2 protein-coding genes are annotated in these 20,304 nt (G+C 43.9%); both read right to left on the bottom strand.

The annotated features are described in order from the left end of the window. On the bottom strand, window positions 1-4,500 hold a 4,500-nt coding region (locus ACWXW9_RS21110; RefSeq protein ID WP_494931011.1), incomplete at its 3' end, for an amino acid adenylation domain-containing protein. A 16-nt stretch (window positions 4,501-4,516) separates the two neighbouring features. Continuing rightward, window positions 4,517-20,257 carry an amino acid adenylation domain-containing protein gene (locus ACWXW9_RS21105; RefSeq protein ID WP_494931010.1) on the bottom strand — a complete coding sequence of 5,247 codons (15,741 nt, stop codon included), beginning with the start codon at window positions 20,255-20,257 and terminating at the stop codon, window positions 4,517-4,519. Between the last annotated feature and the right edge of the window lie 47 nt (window positions 20,258-20,304).

The raw sequence follows: 20,304 nt of genomic DNA, 5'->3' as shown, positions 1-20,304 counted from the left end.
TTTTTCCACCACTGTCAACAAATCTGTATTGCCTATTGTCTGTGCGCTATTGTCTGCAAACGACCTTAGCGTCACCACAACATGATCCAAGAGGCGTTCGGCGGTGTCCTGTCGGAACAAGACACTGTTATACTCCAAATTCAGATGAAGGTAACTACCTGTTTCTTCAGCACTCAAGGTTAAATCGAATCGGGAAACGCCCGGATTGAACGGAAACGGTTTGAATTCCAACCCACTAGATTGTAGCGGCTGTCCTTTTGTATTTTGCATGACAAACATAGTGTCGAAGAGTGGACTCCGGCTCACATCCCTGCGGAGCGCCAGTTTTTCGACCAATTGTTCAAAGGGATATTCCTGATGTTCAAATGCAGATAAAACCGTTTCCTTAACTTCGTTCAGAAAAGCTGTGAAGCTCTTCTCTGATGAGGGGTTAGTCCGCAATGCCAACGTATTTACAAACATACCGACGATCTGTTCTGTATCCGGATGTCTCCTCCCAGCAACCGGCGAACCGATGATAATATCTTCCTGACGCGCATGCTTGGACAAAACAACGTTATAAACAGCCAATAAGATCATAAACAGTGTACTTTGGGTTTCGGCCGCAAGTTTGCGGAGTGGCTCCATTATTTCATCGCCCAGAATTCGGGATACGGTGTTACCTTCAAAGCTTTGAATAGAGGGCCTTGGAAAATCCGTTGGCAGCTCCAGCACGGGGAGCTCATCCTTAAATATGTCCAGCCAGTAGGGTTCCTGTTCTTTAATAAATCCATGATTTATTTGCTCATTTTGCCAACTTGCATAATCTTTATACTGAATCGATAGAGGAGGAAGCACCTGCCCATCATATATTTTCACAAATTCATCCATAATAACTGACATAGAAACCCCATCCGAAATAATATGATGTAAATCGACCAGCAGCATGTTTTTGTTCTCTGCCAATGGGATCAGTTCGCCCCTTAATAAAGGGGCACAGCTTAGGTCAAATGGTTGAACGAATTCACTTAGCGCCGCTTCCATTTGTTGTTCCTCTGAACCATCGTTGCTTGTCAGACTATGAATTTTTAACTGAAATTCTACTTCGTCATGTACATTTTGAATCGGCTCCCCGTCGATCCAGGAAAAAGAAGTCCGCAATGCTTCATGCCTGTGGATCAGATTGTTGAACGCAGTCTTCAACCGCTCCCGATCCAGATGACCTTGAACGAGCATGACAGAAGGCATATTGTAAACCAGTTCCGCTCCTTCAAGTTGATGCAGTATCATCTGACGTCTTTGCGAGGAGGAGACAGGATAATAGGTTTGGCCTGAAAGTAGAGTAATCTCAGAAAATGTACCTGCCCCTCTCCCGATTGTCCGCTCAATGAGCTTGCCCATGTTTTCCACAGTCGGATACTCAAAAATATCGCGCATAGGTAACTCGACTTGGAATTCCCGAATAATTTTCCCAATTAGTATCGTAGCCTTCAACGAATGTCCACCCAGTTCGAAAAAATGGCTATATACACCTATTGGGCTCACATGCAGAATATCTTCCCACAAGCGTACTAGACGAGTTTCTGTATCTGTACGAGGCGTTACAAACCCCTGCTCCCGAATAAAACCATGTGGCTCAGGGAGCGCTCCTCGGTTCACTTTTCCATTAGGCGTAAGAGGTATTGTAGCAATCTGTATCAGGTGAGCAGGTACCATATACAAGGGCAGAGACGCCTTCAAATAGGATCTTATTTCCTGTGTCATGAGTTCACGGTCAGACACAATATAAGCGCATAAATACGTTTCGCCCTCCCGGTCTTTTCTAGACAGAACAATGGCCTCTCTTATTTCATTATGAGAGAGAAGTACTTTTTCAATTTCTCCGGTCTCAATACGATATCCTCGGATTTTCACCTGATGGTCAATTCTTCCAAGATACTCCACATTGCCATCGGGAAGCCATTTCGCTAAATCCCCTGTCTTATACATGCGCTCTCCGGAAACGAATGGATTATCCATGAACTTTTCGTCAGTCAGATCAGATTGATTGACGTAGCCTAGGGCTACCCCGGCACCAGCAATATGGAGTTCGCCCGGAATACCAATAGGAAGCAGTCTCCCTTCCTGATCCAAAATGAACAACCGGGTATTGTCAATGGGTTTACCGATCGGAATAACCTGCAAATCGTCTGCATCTGGGCAATCAAACCATGAAGCATCAACCGTTGCCTCCGTTGGTCCATACAAATTGTGCAGTCTCGTACCATTCGGCTTGCGGAGCAAGCTATTAAAACGACCGGCATGGACTACTGTCAAAGCCTCCCCGCTGGCAAAAATCCTTTTTATACTGCAAAGTTTCCCCGCTGCCTTATGCTGCTCAACGTAATCCAGAAACACAGACAGCATCGATGGCACAAAATGAAGGGTTGTGATTCGCTGTTCTGCCACCGTGTCCACCAATAGCTTCGGGTCCTTCTCAGCATCAGGTGGGAGAAAGTAAACAGAAGCACCGGCTATTGCCCACCAAAACAACTCCCAGACAGAAACATCAAAGGTATACGGTGTTTTCTGCAAAATGATGTCGTCTGCACCTAACGGATATCTCTTTTGCATCCAATGAAGGCGATTTATTACTGAAGTATGGCGAATCATAACTCCCTTCGGCCTACCTGTAGAACCGGAAGTATAGATTACGTAAGCCAAATCCTCAGGCCCGCTGTAAGGTTCCAGATTGGTTCCTTCAACTGACAGGTCTGTCCCAATCATAAGCACGTTGATATCTTGTGAGATATTCTCCAGCTTGGACAGGGTTTGCTGATGCACCAGCAGGATGGATACCCCGCTGTTAGCAGCTATAAACCGAATTCGTTCCAGCGGATCCTCCGGATTGATTGGCAAGTAGGCACCACCTGCCTTAAGGATAGCCATGATTCCAACCAGCATCTCCGGTGACCGATAAGTTGCGATTCCAACAATCTGGCCGGTTCTAACCCCTTTCTCTCTTAAGACGCGAGCCAGGCGGTTTGCCTTTTCGTTCAGTTCCCGATAGGTTAATTGCTGATTTGCAAATGCAGCAGCCAAGCGATCCGGCGTCCGCGCCACCTGCTCTTCGAATAATTGTTGAATCGTTTGGCTTTGAGGATAAGGAGCACTCGTGTCATTAAATTCTTGCAAAATTCTTTGTCTTTCCTCGTTAGAGAGCAGCTCAATATCGTCCACATTCGCATGCGGATCAAAGGCCACCTGTTCAGCAATTTGTTTCAGGTGTAGCTCAAGTCTTTGAATATCCAAGGGTTGATAAACTATACCGTTATAGCCAAACTTAATTTTCAATTCCTTACCGGGGATCACTCCAATGTTAAAATTATAATTGGTTTGCTCAAAACCATCGGTTTCCATAATTGAAACAAGCTGTTCCCCTTCACCTCCAGAAAGCTCTGCGGTGATCGGATAGTTTTCAAACGCTACGATATGGTGTATCAGGCTCTTTCCTAGTGGGGTTAACATCTGAATATCAGCCAAGGATAGAAAATGATACTTTCCGGATTCCATCATGTTTTGCTGGAATTGCTTAATTAACTGGGAAAAGGTTTGCTGGCCCTCATGACAAATGCGTACGGGAATCGTATTTATGAACAGCCCAACCATCTGTTCCGAGCCCTCCAGCTCAGCTGGACGGCCGGAGACGACGGAGCCAAATACTATATCCTTGGTATTGTTACATCTTTGCAGCAATACGCCCCATATACCGTGAAACACAGAGCTTAGCGTCACCTGATTTTGTTGAGCTACCATTTCCAAACGGCGTGTTAATTGCTCATCCAAGGTGAACACATGGTTTTCCAGCTTATATTTTCCATCTTCAGTGGGCCTGCTGCTAATAGGTAACTCGCTTTGCTCTTCCACGTCTGCTAATTGCTTTTCCCAATAGGCAAGAGCAGTCTTCTTATTTTGTTGTTCCAACCAGCTAATATATCGACTATATGGAAATACTGCGTCCAACTCTGGCATTTTATTGACGGAGTAGGCCCTGTAAATTTGAAACAGGTCCTTTGCAATCGTACCAATACACCAGCCATCCATGATGATGTGATGAAAGCTCAGAATCATCTTGCAGCTCGTATCACTTAACAGGAGAACACTTATTCGAATAAGGAGATCCTTTTCCAGATCAAAACGCTTTTTTCTATCATTAACTGTAAAATGTTCAACGTATGAATGTTGTTCTGCTTCAGACAAATCCGTAATATCTACGACATCAAGAGTGGCCTGCTTTTTAGCCAATACAACTTGCAACGGTCGTTCTGTTTCTTTATAAACGAACACGGTCCGCAATACATCATAACGATTGATTAGCGTTTGAAAGCTTTTTTCCAGCGTTTCTGCATTCAACCGTTCATTTAAGGTAATGACAGTTTGATCAAAATACGCTTCTGAACGCTCGTCCAAAATTGAGTGATACAGAAGCCCCTCCTGCATCGGTGTCAATGGATAAATGTTTTGAATGAGTGCGTTTCTCATACGGATCACCACTTTGCTACAAGTTTAGTTTGTTACTTAAAAGTTGGGACAGGTTCTGAAACTCATCAATTGACATCTTGTCATAGAGGAAATCAGTTGGACTTTGTTCCGTTACTTGCTTGCTGCAGCAATGATCGATCAGATCCGTCAAATGTTGCTGAATTTGAAGTAATAGTTTTTCAACCGTTTGTTGCTGATACTCTTGTTTGTTGTAGTTACAGGTAATGATTAATTGTCCACTTTCATTAATAATGCAGTTGATATCTAAAGATACCGATCTTTCCATTAATGGACTTGCCTCTGCTCCAGAAGAAAATTTTGAAAGTGTAAATACATCTGTATTCAGTTCAGTATCAAAACGGCCCATATAATTAAAGGCGATTTCCGGAACAGCCTGAAATGTAGTCAGACCAGATTTGTTCACCCTCACATAATTTAACGCCCCATACCCGAAACCTTTGTTTGGTATTCGTCTAAGACGGTCTTTAGTATTCTTAATCTGATACGACAGATCATGAGCGTGATCCGTTTCCAATAAAAAAGGGTACACTGTTGTGAACCAGCCTACGGTTCTGGAAATGTTCATTTCCTGAAATATCTCTTCGCGCCCATGACCTTCAAGATAGATCAACACACGAGACTGCTGTGTCCATTCCTTGATACTCAACCCAAGTGCTGTCAGCAAAATATCATTAATTTCAGTATTGTATGCCTGGTGCACTTGTCTCAATAATTTACCGGTATTCTTCTCATCAAGTGATACACTTATATTTTCACTATCACTCAACGTATTGGTTACATAAGAGCTGTCTTTCGGTAATGGCTCAGACTTGATCTGCTCAAGCTCTGTCCAATATCCTAGTTCCTGCTCCAACAATTCGGGACTCGCTGCATATCGGGTCACTTCTTGTGCCCACGAGCGGTACGAATCCGTTTTGTCCGGCAACAATAGCGTTTCATCATGCTGATATTGCTGATAAAGTGATGTAAAATCTTGTAAAATGATCCTCCATGAAACCCCATCAACTACCAGATGATGAACCGCAATGAGCAGATGGTCTCCCTCAGTAGTCCGGAATAATCCAAGCTTCAGCAAAGGTCCGGTTGTGAGATTGAAACTGCTTTGAATGGCTGTGGCTTCTTGTTCAACCCATGGTTCTGCTGATAGACCGTCAGGAAGGGATTTTACCGTCAACGGTATATGTTGATTTTTTAGCCCCTCATTATATTGAATAATCCTATTTTTTTTCATTTTAAACGTCATTCTTAAAGCATCATGATGTTTAAAGATGTATCCAAAGGCAGCAAGGATTCCCTGCTCCTGAAAACCGTGTTCAGAAAATAGCATGACAGACTGGTTAAAATGCTGAGGATGTGCCCTCTGTAAATGGAAAAATCGCTGTTGTATTGGCGTTAAAGGCAGCTCTCCCTCAATAACTTCCTGACTAATTTTCCGATGTATCACCTTTACAAAAGGGCTTAATTGTCTAATTTTAGGGTACAAAAACAACTCCTTGATACTAAGCTTGTAGCCATGCGTATTCAAACGCGAAATGATTTGCAGACCCTTAATAGAGTCTCCTCCCAAATCAAAGAAATTGTGATTTGCACTCACGCGTGTTACTGCAAGCACTTCCTCCCATATTTCCGCCAGCAATTTTTCTGTCTCACCCGTGGGCTCCACATACTCCACTTCTAACGCACCGCTCCAGTCAGGTTCCGGCAACGCTTTACGATTAATCTTGCCACCTGGAGTAATAGGTATCATGTCAAGTGGAAAGTACACCGATGGTATCATGTAATCCGGAATTTCCTTGGCCAATTGAGCTTTGATTGTATCGGTATCCAGCGGATTGGCTGATACCACATACGCGCATAAATAAGAGCTCCCCTTATTTTCTTTGACCATGACAACAGATTCCTGAACATCATCTATTCCTAGCAGATGATATTCAATTTCACTGAGTTCAATCCTGTATCCTCGAATTTTGACCTGAAAATCTGATCTACCAAGGAAAGCAATATTTCCATCAGGCAAATATTTCGCCAAATCTCCCGTTTTGTAGAGTTTTTCATAGCCAGGCTCCGAATAAGGATTATCAATAAAGCTGGCCTTCGTTTTAATAGGATCATTCAAATAACCAATTCCAAGTGGCGTACCTGCAATATACATTTCCCCTACGATCCCCACCGGAACCCGCTTTAGTCCTGGGTCCAAAATATAAATTTTGGTGTTAGCGATCGGCCTTCCGATTGGAATTCTATCTTCCTCTCCTGTCACTTGATACGCGACGCAGCCTATGCTCGCCTCCGTTGGGCCGTACAAGTTCGTAATTCGAACATGAGGAAAAATAGTCAAGAAAGTACAGACTGTCGATGGCGTAATTTCTTCACCACCAAGAATAACTTGTTGAAGAGAGCTCAATTGCTTATTTCGATATGAATTTTGGTCCAACTGGTTGACAATGGCGTTAAATACCGACGGAACGAAGTCCGTAAACGAAATGCGCTCTTGCTCAATGATGTTCGCCATGTACGTAGCGTCTACTGTCATTCCCGTTTCGGGTAAAATGGTTGTGCCACCGTTCATTAAAGGCCAAAACAATTGCCATACGGCACTGTCATACACGTGATGAGTGGTTTGGAGAACGCTTTGAGCCGCCTCTGTTCCAAAATAGTCGTTCATCCATAGAAAACGGTTGGTTATTCCTTTATGGGCAGCAATAACACCTTTCGGTTTACCGGTCGAACCAGAAGTGAAGATGACATAGATTGGTGATTCCATATCCACATCTACAATTGGGTTACTACCAGCGCCGCTCATCTTTCTAACTACCGAGGAATCTATGATTAGATGCTCGCCAGCGTTAATTTCTGAACTTATAGGTGCACTTGGATTGACCAGTATGACAGAGCTGCCCAAATCCTGTAAGGCACTTTGTAAGCGATCCGTAGGCCATTCTGTATCAAGAGGTGAAAATGCAGCTCCTGTTTTCATGACAGCCAGAATGGACACTACCAGTTCCAGACTCCGTTCCATGAGTATAGGTACATAGCTTCCGATTCCAATCCCTCTAGCCAACAAATCGCTTGCTATCACATTGGCCTGTTCATTTAATTCCCTGTAGGTCAGCTTACGGCCTTGAAAAATAACGGCATTAGCATCCGGTGTTCTATCAACCTGCTCCTCAATATATTGATGTATCGGCCTCGGCTGTGGATAAGTGATGTATGTGTTGTTATATCGCTCCTCCATAGCTACTTCTTCGGTCCGGCTCAGTAAACGGATATCAGCCAGAGCACTATCAGGATTTTGTACTATTTCCTCCAATACATTCAAATAATGATCGACAAGCAGCTCAATTGTATCTTTTTTATATAGTCTGGTACTATATTCGACTTCCAGGTGAAGCCTTCCGGCCTTTTGCTCCGCATTCAGTACAAGGTCAAATTTGGAGACGCCCGTTTTGAATGGGTATAGCTCAAAATTAAGATTATCGGCTCGCCATTGCTGCGCATCCGTATTCATAAAGGAGAACATAGTGTCAAATAATGGATTTCGGCTCAAATCCCGTTTTATAGACAGCTTGTCGACAAGTTCGGCAAATGAATACGATTCGTTTTGTAGGGCCTGCAGCGTATTTCCTTTTACTTCGTTCAAAAAGGATTTGAAGCTCTTATTTCCAGCCGGATTATTGCGTATGGCCAGCGTATTTACGAATAATCCTACGATCCCCTGTGTATCAACATGTGTTCGGCCAGACGTAGGAATACCGATCACTACATCCTCCTGTCCAGCATATTTCGCTAGCAGCACATTATAGGCTGCGAACAGAAGCATGAAGAGCGTGCTATCCGTTTGGGTACAGATGGACTCCAACTGATCTAAGAGCTTTGCCGACAGTTCGACTTCCACTACATCACCGAGAAAGCTCTGTAACTGCGGCCGCTGATAATCTGTAGGTAAATCCAGAACGGGAATTTCTCCGGTATACTGTTCAAGCCAATATTGTTGCTGCTTAGCCTGATTCGTCGTATTCGACTTCAACCAAGAAGAATAATCCTTGTATTGAAGCGGTAAAACAGGCAGTTCTTCTCCTTTGTACAGCTTGTTCCACTCATCAATTATCGTGTCAATAGAAGTTCCATCGGCAATCAAGTGATGCATATCGATGAGAAGCATGTACTTGTTATCATCCAGTTGAAGAAGCTCAGCCCGGAATAAAGGTGCTTTACTAACATCAAAAGGGCGTATGAAGTTACGAATCAACGTGTTGGCACCGTTTGCCGCAGCATCCGCAGTAGCTTCGGTATAGCCAAGTTGAAAATCCACATGCGGATGAACGAATTGCACAGCTCTATCATCCACATATCCGAAAGAGGTCCGGAATGCTTCATGCCGAGCCAATAATTGATCGAAGGTACGCTCCAACTTTCCTCGATCTACATTACCTTCAATCATCAACGCTGCTGACATGTTATAAGCCACACCAGTCTCATCCAAAGGAAGAACGGCTAACAATCTGGATTGTGCTGGGGAAACCTCATAATAAGCTTCTTCAGCCACTGCCTCAATTCGCCGATACTCTGTTGGATTGGCAGCAAATACAATCTTTGAAAGTGCTTCGATTGTTGGTGCCTCAAAGACGTCCTGGGTTGAAATATCCACATGAAATAGCTCGTTGATTTTAGCGGTCAACAGAGTGGCCTTCATCGAATGTCCACCTATTTCAAAAAAGTGGTCGTACATACCGATTGGCGATACTCCCAACAGTTCCTCCCAAATTTCCGCTAACCGCTGTTCCGTTTCATTTCTCGGTGCTACGTGCTGCAGTCCTATACTGGACCGTCCTCCCGGTTCAGGTAATGCTCTTCTATCAACTTTACCGTTTGCCGTTAGTGGCATAGCGTCCAACAACAGGAGATGGACAGGCACCATATATTGAGGCAAATGTGAAGACAGGTAATCTTTCAAGGCATCTACAGTAACCGACTCTCGCAACGCCGCATAGGCGCACAGATACGGGTCTTCATTTGTTCCTTTAATAACAACGGCTGCCTCTTTTACCGCTTCATGTGCCAACAGAGTGCTTTCAATCTCACCTGGCTCAATCCGGTATCCCCTGATTTTAACTTGTTGATCCGCCCGGCCAAGATACTCCAGCGTCCCGTCAGGTAACCATCTCGCCAAATCTCCTGTTCTGTAGAGTTTCATATTGTCCAAGTAAGGATGGGGGATAAATTTCTGTGCCGTAAGCTCAGGCTGATTGCGATATCCTCGTGCAATTCCTTTTCCCCAAATGCACAATTCTCCTGGAAGTCCAATTGGCCTTAACTGCAAGTATTGGTCAAGAATAAGCACACCCGTATTAGAAATCGGTTTTCCAATACACCCCACTTCTTCGGGACCCATATCTCGCAACATCGTTGTAACAACACTGTTCTCTGTTGGTCCATACTCATTGAACAGTTTAATGCCGGAGTGTTTGGCTTGACTGGCTTCAACCAACCGTTTTGGCGCTTTCTCTCCGCCCAATGTAACGACTTTAAGGGACTTGGCTTCCTGTGGAGTCAGGCCTTCCATCACAGATAAGTACATGGAAGGAGTACATACCAAATGCGTAATATCAGCCGATACAATCAATGCTTTCAGCGCTGACAGTTCACTTAATTCTTCATCTGTAGGCAGCACTACCGCACTTCCGGACAGCAACGGAGTTAAAAATGCACCGACAAAAGCATCGAATGAACTTGATAGCAATGGCAAAATACGATCTGCTGTTTCCAATGCATATTCTTCTCTTCTCCACGATAGTGTATTTAAAATCGCTCGATGCTCGATACAAACTCCTTTGGGAGTACCAGTTGAGCCTGATGTATAAATTACATATGCCAAATGGCGTGGATCGGATTCCCACTTTGAAGAAGACGTGCTTTCGGTTTTATACCATTCATCGTCATCTATATTCAGGACTAAGCCTATAAAAGTGGAAGAATTATAGTTGGATGATTCACTCAACAGCAGGAGAGTAGCACCGCTATCCTCAAGCATAAAATGAATTCGTTCTTCCGGATAAGAGCTGTCTATAGGAAGATAAGCACCACCGGCTTTCAAAATAGCCAACATACCAACTGCCAAATCTAATGAGCGGCCTATCATCAAGCCGACTACTGTTTCTGCTCCTACTCCCCGCTTGATTAACGCCCTTGCCAGCTGATTAGACTTTTCGTCCAGTTCTTTATAAGTAATTCCACACCCCCGATGAAAGACAGCGGCATGATTCGGAGTCTTGAGTACCTGCTCTTCAAATAGCAGGTGCAGCATCCCTTTTTCCTCCGTCACAGTCGAAGAAGGCAGCTCGAACGAATTAAAGCCATACAATAGCTGTGACTTCTCTTTCTCAGGTAACCAATCCAACTGCGCGATTTCGCTCCAAGGTTGTTCTAAAATGGATCGTAATATTTGTATATACAGACCAGCAAGATGGTTGACTGTTTCTGTTCGGAACAATTGGGTACAATAGTTGAAACGAAGGGCTAACCCCTCCTGCCATTCGTCAGCGCTTAACACCAAATCGAATTGAGAGATCCCTGGATTGAATTCGATCGGGCGGAATTCTACCCCATTTGCTTTAAGAGGACTCATTTCAAAATTCTGCATGACAAACATCGTGTCAAACAGAGGATTGCGTCCCCGGTCACGACGAACATCCAGTCTCTCAATCAATTCTTCAATAGGATATTCTTGATAATCCATAGCACGTAGGGTCGTTTCCTTAACCTCTTGCAAAAACGAATGGAAGCTCCGCTGAGGAGACGGGCGATTTCGTAAAGCTAGCGTATTGACAAACATTCCTATCATCGCTTCCGTGTCCGGATGCTGACGCCCTGCAACCGCCGTTCCCACAATAATATCTTCCTGCCCTGTATACTTTGCGAGCAGTATATTATAAGCCGCAAGCAAAATCATAAAAGGTGTTGTGCCTGTCTTGTTGGCGAGTTTTTTTAATTCCTCTGTCATTACTGGAGTGATGTTATAAGACAACACAGCCCCTTCGTAGCTTTGATGCAACGGTCTGGGGAAGTCTGTTGGCATTGCCAGTATAGGCAATTCTCCGCTCAGAACATTTTTCCAATAGTGCTCCTGTTCAAACGAACGTCTGCTATTGTATTGCTCCTTTTGCCAGACGACAAAATCTTTATATTGAACCTGGAGGGGAGTCAACACTTCCCCCCGATACAATTGCACTAATTCATTGAGAAAAATGGATAACGAAAGCCCGTCAGCGATACTGTGATGCATGTCCATAATCAACATATGTTTATTAGTTCCAAACCGGAACAGTTCCGCTCGGAAGAGTGGCCATTCGCGTAAATCAAACGGGTGGACAAACGAGCGGCTCATCTCGTCTGCTTCTTTCTCCAGTATTTCTGTAACTTTGATTTCAAAAGTCGCCTCAGCGTGGATCATTTGTACAATCTCTCCATCCACTACATTGAAAGAAGTGCGAAACGATTCATGACGCCGAATCAAATCTAAGCATGCCTTCTGAAAACTGGGAATATCAAGATCCCCATCAATATGCACCTGACCCGTAATATTATAGGCTGAGTTTACTCCTATATTTTGTAAAACAAACATGCGTTTTTGAGCAGCCGATGCTTCGTAATATTTCTTCCCTTCAAGCTTTCTAATAGAAAGGATTTGTCCCTGCTCTGCCCCTTCAATCACCCTCGCCAAAGCCGAAACCGTCTGTGAATGGAAAAGCTCGTTCAATGGAATTCGTTTGCCAAATTCTTGATACACCCTAGCGAGTAAGAGAGTCGCCTTCAACGAATCTCCTCCCAGATCAAAGAAATTGTCATCTGGCCAAACTTGATCCAAACCCAACACTGCTTTCCAAATTCGTCCTACCCTTTTCTCCGTGGTACTGACTGTGATAACCGACTCCTTGCTAAATGTTTGTTCCGAGGAAGGCAATTGGGACAAGTCCACGTATCCCTCGGAAGTCAGGGGCAGCTTTTCAAGCGAAATGATCTGCTGAGGTACCCAATGGTCTTGCAATTCGTGCAACAATTGTTTGCGAAGCAATGTCTTTATTCCATCGGTACGACCCGCAACGTAAGCAATCAAACTATGGTCAGTCCCGTCCTCTGCAGGTTTAGCTATAACACGGCATTCGTTGATTTGCGGAAGAGAAGTAATAAATTGTTCGAGTTGCTCGATATATATTGCACGTCCCCTAACGTGTACTCGGCGCTGTACATCTCCCAATAACTTTAATTCACCATCCGCTGTCCGCAAAGCCAGCATTCCTGTCGGTGCGTAAGCGATCGTTTCGGAAGGAAAAGCATTCTCCTCCAGTACATGTAATTCTCCGATTGTGCCAACAGGTGCTGGCTGCCCATAGGTATCAAGTAAATAGACGGCTCCTTGCGAAACGGCATCACTTTTGCCACTAATTTCGAGGTCAGCGTAGTCCTTGTAATTTTTTTCCTCAAGTGTCTGTTCGTCCTGGTTCAAGAGCGAAATATCTGCAAGGCTCAGATCTTCGCCATTAGCCACAGTATGGAGCATGTGTAAAAAGTACTTTGCCCAGAGGTGTATCGTTTCCGGCGCGGCTAATCCATCTTTAATGTCAAAATCAAACCAGAGTTCCCCCTCGACCTCCATTACATTAAGAAACATGTCATATTTGGAGTACAGGATTGGCGTCGGCATCACCTGAACATCCAGCCCATGAAAGTGAAAATTCTGCATCGGTCGATCCATGTTGAAGATCACGTTCATCTCAGGAATTGATACGTTTGCCAAACGCTCAACCAGATCAGCAAAAGGGTAATTTTGGAACGGCTCCATTTCCTGCATTACTCGCTTAACTTGGGACAAATAGTTAAATAATGTTTCTTTGGAGTCAATACGGCTCACAATCGGCAGCATATTGACACAGTTTCCGATCAAATTAAGTTGCTCCATTCTGGACTGACCCGAAGTAGGTATCCCCACCACTAGTGTCTTATTTCCAGTTAACCGGTGCAAAAACACGTTATATGCTGTCAAAAGTGTGACAAACAGGCTATTCCCAGCTTTAATGCTAAGCTTCTTCAACTTTTTAGTTAACGTACTGTTTGCCCGAATATTTATTCGTTTGCCACTATACGATGATTTCTTCATGCCTCCGTCCTCGGATGGAAGATTCATCACTACAGGAATTGAGTCCAGTGTCCGTGTCCAGTAAGAAACTGCTGCACTCGCACCCTCACTTTCCAGTTCCGACTGCTGCCAAACCTGAAAATCTCTGAATTGGGCCGATACAGGCAACCTGACTGTCTTTTCACCTTCGCAGTAAGAAGTATAGACTTGCTCCCATTCGCGTATAAACACTGCTATCGACCAACCGTCAGCGATAATATGATGGAACGTGACCACCACAATATGTTCTTCCAGATTCACACGCAAAATGTGAATTCTGAACAATGGTTCACTGGACGTCAAATCAAACGATCTTTGCCCCTCATCCTCGAACCATTGCTTAACTTTTTCTTCACACTCTGATCGAGAAAATGCTGAAAAATCATTCAGTGGGATAACCACATCCACGTTTTCAAGAATATGCTGTTCTTCTCCACCGGGGTCAATTAAAGTGCGCAGCGAATCATGCCGATTCACAATCGCTTGAACAGCACGTTGTAGGGTGTCAATCTGCAGATGGCCCTGCATACGTAGTGCTGCCGTTTCATTGAACGCAGTCGAGGAATCACTCCTTGATCGCGTGGCAAACCAAATTTGCTGCTGCTCCTTTGTCAAAGGGAAGGACGCAGGTTCGACCGGAATCACATCCATTTTCGAGATCTCATTTCCATCCGGAGAAGGCGGATTATCGGGTAAAAATCCCCCTTCTCTCAATTCCTCCACGCTTTCCTTTACAGCCTGCGTGATTTGTTGAAGGTCTTCATCTGTATGAGAAGTCGATAAAAAGCAATTACGGCCTTCCCATATGTAAACTCCCTTGTTAATCAGCAGATGGAAAAATAACTCGATATCGCCAAACGAAACAAACCGGAATAATGAACCATAGTTAACCATATGGATAGGTACACTATTTCGTTTAAAATAGGCGTTCAGTCCCGCTACCCATTCGTCGGTTCTTCGGTTTAGTTGTTCCTGAAGATCTGGACCTTCTGACTTCAAATATTTCAAAGCAGCCAGAGCCGCATGCATTGTAAGCGGATGTGTACAGAAAGTACCGCCAACGAACGTTTTTTTATTCGTATTCATCGGATATGAATCATCCCCGAACGACCATACACCTCCATCTACTGTGTCCATAAACTCGGAGTTTCCGGCCACAATGCCGATGGGCATACCTCCACCCACCACTTTTCCATAAGTGACCAGGTCAGCTTTAATCCCAAACCATGCCTGTGCTCCACCCGGATGAATTCTAAACCCTGTAATCACTTCATCAAAAATGAGCGCTGTTCCCGAATTTGCTGTAATCTCCCGGATTTGCTTCAAGAACTTCCTTGGTTGCAGGTCCGGTCTGCGACTCTGTACGGGTTCCACCAGTACGGCAGCGAGCTCATCTGCATACTGTTTGATAACTTCTATAGAATCCGGATGGTTATAAGGGAGCACGATTACATCCTGCATCATGCTTGAAGGAATCCCCGGAGCCATGGGTAAAGCCTCGCCCCCACTTGAATTCGGATCAGACACGGCAAGTACACCATCGAACGTTCCGTGGTAAGAACCGGCAAACAACACAATTTTGGAACGTCCTGTAGCCGCCCTGGCCAAACGCAAAGCGACCATAACAGCTTCTGACCCCGAATTATAAAAAGCAACCCGCTCCACACCCGTCAACTCGCTGATCAAGGCAGCGACCTCGCCTGCGGTATTCGACATGGGACCGATTGAAGGTGTACGATCATGCAAATTGCTACGCAAGGCATCAGTTAGCCAAGCTGGATTATGACCCAGTAAATGAACCCCGAAGCCCATGGTCAAATCAATATATTCATTTCCATCCACATCCCATATTCTTGAACCTGAGGCGCTCTCTGAAATTATGGGATACACCATTTCTTTCCAATAGGATCGGAAGCCAGATACATGACGGTTATTGGCGTGAACCCATCGGCTTTCCTGCGTATACTTCTTGGAACCCGGAGTACGTTGCGTATATCGTTCAATAAAACGCTGTAAGAAATCATTTTGCCGCACGCTATATCCACTTTCCTCACCGATCAGCAGTGGCTGATAGGGTACAAACGGTTTGGAATGTTCATCGGATGCCCCCATCTTTACTTTAGAAACTACAGGTACATCCTGTGCCACAGGATGAAGATACGAGTTCTGAACATTGACTGGTTCCTTGTTAGCTAATGGTGTTGTCCGTACAGTTCTTCCTTGACCACTCAACACCTCCAGTTGCTTTGTCAACACTTGAGTAAGACCATGCTGTTGGCTGTTCAGCAATTCAATCTGTTGAGAGAGTAACCTTTCCAAGTCACCAGATTTGGACGATGGCTCTGTAGCAACCACACTTTCTGGCTTCGCTTCTATCCTTCCATCGACAACACTTGCAGCACTGGCTGCCGCAACCGATTGTGTCGTATACGTCAGGTCTGAAATAAACGTTGCTAGACGATCCAAATTCGTAACATTTTCAAAGAAATGGTTCATTGGAACATCCACTCTAAATTGTTCCCTAATTTCTTTTTGAACTTGAACCAACATAATCGAATCCAAGCCCATTTCGAGAAAATGCGTTTGATCATCCAGTTGCCCCACTGTAAATCCAGAAACCTTGCTGATCACTTCTTTTAATACTTTGGAAATCTCTGCTGTATAATCCATTTGATCTGTAGCTTGCTTCTCGTTTTGATACGTGGACACCATATTTCTCTCCTCCCTGTCTTTATTACTTATCTGCTCTACTTTTGGGGTAAACCAGCACCGATTCCGTTCAAAAGGGTATAGAGGCAGCGTCAGTATTCTTTTGGTTTCACCCGCATAAAGTGCTTGCCACGGGATCGTCACTCCTTTAACGTACAACTCACCCAGTCGACGCAGAGAGTGAATGTCTGTATGTCCACCTTCTCTTATGGCTGTAATAATTCGATCTATCGTCTCATCTATTTCCTGCTTACTGTTAGCTCTCTGTTTATGCACACCTGCATATATATCAGGCACATTCTCTTGCTTGTTCCCGGTAGCCCATCGCTCCAACTTGTGCAGCAAATCTTCTGGACTGGAAGCGACAACGGCTAATTTATGCTCCATATGAGCTCTGCCTATATGTGTTGTATAGCACATTTGCTCTAAGGAAACGGCTGGATTTAGCCGTAAATAGTCAATATAGCCTTCAACCAAATGATGCAAAGTTCCCTCATTCTTCGCTGATAATGTCAAGAGTTGAATGCATCCCGACGCAGAAGAATTCTCTCTTCGTGTTTCTACAAACTCCTCCATAACAACATGAGCATTTGTTCCACTGAAACCAAAAGAACTAACTCCGCAACGAAGTGGAGTATCGTTTGATTCCAAATCTGCCACTTCCGTCGTCAAATAAAAAGGCGATAATTCGAAGTTAATACGAGAACTAGGTTTCTTAAAGTGAATCAACGGAGGATTTTTCTTGGTTTGCAGCATCAATACAGCCTTAATAAGGCTGGATATTCCTGCTGCTTCAAATAAGTGACCAATGTTCGGCTTGACGGAACCGATGGCACAAAACTGTTTTTTATCGGTATATTTTTCAAAGGCTTGTGTCAATCCAGCTATTTCAATCGGGTCCCCTAGTTTGGTTCCTGTTCCATGGGCCTCAATAAATGATAATGTTTCCGGGTGAATACCCGCATCATTCCAAGCTGCCTCTACCACTTCGGCCTGGGCGGAAGGACTAGGCGCAGTAATACCTACAGTTGTGCCATCCTGATTCACAGCACTCCCTTTAATCACAGCATAAATACGATCTCCATCCTGCAATGCTTGGTCGAGAGGCTTTAACAAAACCGCTGCAACCCCTTCTCCAACACCTGTTCCATCCGCCTCTGCATCAAATGTACGGGCTCTGTTCTTTGGAGATTCCATATCTAGCCCCAACCTCACCGGTAAAAGCATTGTTCGGATTCCTCCGGCTATTGCCATCTTGCAATCCCCCGTTGCTAACCCCTTACAAGCCATATGAATTGCGACAAGTGAAGAAGAGCACGCTGTATCCACAGTAACTGCTGGACCTTTCAAATTAAGAAAATAGGAAATGCGGCTTGCCAGCACTGACGGTAAATTCCCAACAATATACTGGTGGAATTTATCCGGTTCCCCTTTGGAGAGCATCCTCTCATAATCGTAACCCACTTTGGAGAAGCCAACGTAGACCCCTACCTTTTGACCATGAATCCGTTCGCCTGCATAACCCCCATCTTCAATTGCGTGCCACGCAGTCTGAAGAAATAACCTCTGATTAGGATCCATGTAGCTAGCTTCCACAGGACTTAATTTAAAGAACGAATAATCAAATTTATCGATTTCCTCCAAAAAACCGCCTTCTATGAATTCCTCCTCATCCTTTTCTTGATCCAAAACCGATAAGTAATCTATCGCGTCCTGCTTTCGTTGGGGGCTTAAACTTCCGATACAATCGTCGCCTTGAACAATATGGTTCCAAAACTGTGAATTGGATGAAGAACCGGGTAAATCCAGAGAAATACCTATAATGGCAACGTCCTTGCTATTTGTGTGGTGAATTTCATCAGTAGGGATATCATTTTTAGCCGAAGCAGTCGGTCTCACCATAAATTCTGCCAGATGAGCTATAGAGGGATAATCAAACAAATCCGTAACCGACAACTGTATCCCCAGCAGATTTTCAATCCTCTCTGTAATCTGAACCAACTGTAACGAATTCGCACCCAGATCAAAGTAGCTTTCCCCCGTATCAACCTCTTCCCTATGTAACACCTCACAGCAAATATCGTGAAGTATATTTTCTATTTGGGTCGAAGTCTTCGGCGACTCCTGTTTTTTTGTTTCCTGCTCCAAAAGGTCGTTCAAAGCCAATAGAATCTTCTGATAATGACCCGATTGATACTGAGCAGCAAGCTTAAACCTTTGCAACTTTCCGCTGGTTGTTTTGGGCATTTGCTTAATGGGTACGATATCGTATACAGACCATCCACCTTTGCGGTACAAATGTTTTTTTAGCCTCTTTGCGATTGGCGCAAATTTCTCCAGTGTCTTTTTTGACACGACAAATATTACAATTTCCTCTGTTTCCGCCTCCGCTACACGTACTCCGCAAACCGCCACGCGATTAAGTTCTACCCCTTCAACCTCTTCAGCGATACGCTCAATGTCGTGCGGATACACATTCTGACCATTCATAAAAATAATATCCTTTGCTCTCCCTGTAATGACCAATTGACCTTCACGAAAGAAACCAAGATCCCCTGTTCTTACCCATCCGTCTGATGTCAAAATTTTAGATGTCGATTGTTCGTTGTTATAGTATCCCTTTGTAACATTTTTACCTTTAATTTGTATGTGTCCAATGACGCGTTCAGCAACTTGCTCATCCTCGTCATTGCATATTCTTATTTCACAATAATCTAACGACTGACCTACTACGACAAATGGCAGGGCGTTAAGAAAAGTCTTGTCCACCTCTAAGACAGGTTCCCCGATATTTAAATGCTTACGGTCAACATATACAGTTACATATTTTGTATTGGTTTTGGGAATAGCAACTGCAACCGAAGCCTCTGCCAAACCGTATGATGTACGCATAGTAGTTCTTTTCAATCCAAAGGGAGCTAATGTATCAAGAAATGTGTCACATAATTCGGGAGAGATAGGCTCAGCACCATTAATAATGGAACGGATCTTGGAGAGATCCCAGTCCATCGCTTTTTCCGGTTTAAAAAACTGCATGAAATATTTATATCCGAAGTTTGGCGATGAAATAATACTTACTTGATGTTCACTTGCTTTTTTTATCCATAATACAGGCTGACGAATAAATAGCGAGGTCGGCATAATATATTGATTCACTCCAGCAACTAATGGAGTAATATGATTGTAAATTAGACCCATGTCATGGGTTAGAGGCATCCACTGCAAGAACGAGTCTTGCTCAGTGATGACTGTTCTATTTATAATTCCACTTGTGTTATGAATGAGATTATCATGCGTAAGGGTAACTCCCTTGGGATCTCCCGTTGAGCCAGACGAAAACTGAATAAATGCTATATCATCCGGTTGGGGGGTGTGTACTCTTACAAACAGATGCTTTGGTTGTTCATGTTGTTCAAGTAATTTATAGCGATGGCGAATAGTTTCGAATAATGTAGTCTGGTTACTTTTTAATGTATATTTTTCAAGGTCTTTTAATATTTTAGGTTCAATGAGCAAAAACGGATCGTCAAGCACATCCCAGATCTTAAAAATCTTCATTTTATGTTCATCATTGTTGCCAATGCTGACAGGTACCGGGATCATCCCCCCAAGAATACAAGCCCAAAACGCTTTTACAAAATGACGGTTATTTTCTAATTGAAACACAATTTCCTGTCCTTGTTTAACGCCTGCATCCTGAAGCTCCCCTAAAAATGCTAATGCTTCCTGATATACATCTTCATAAGTAAGTGTTGTTTCGAGTTGATCTGACTCAATAAAGGTAATTGAGTTATTTTTGCATTCTCCCCGTTCTGCAATGACATCGACCAGTGTTTTGAATCTATTCGTATACATGCCATTCACCCCGTATATCATAAGATTTATTAGCTTCCAGCAATAAA

The sequence above is a fragment of the Paenibacillus sp. LT-B23 genome, assembly GCF_059417685.1.
The sequence above is the reverse complement of the archived record's forward strand: the minus strand, read 5'-3'. Positions and strand labels throughout refer to the sequence as shown.

Bases quoted from the DNA above. Each gene is read 5' to 3' on its own strand.
- ACWXW9_RS21105 (WP_494931010.1), bottom strand. From the start codon at position 20,257: ATGTATACGAATAGATTCAAAACACTGGTCGATGTCATTGCAGAACGG.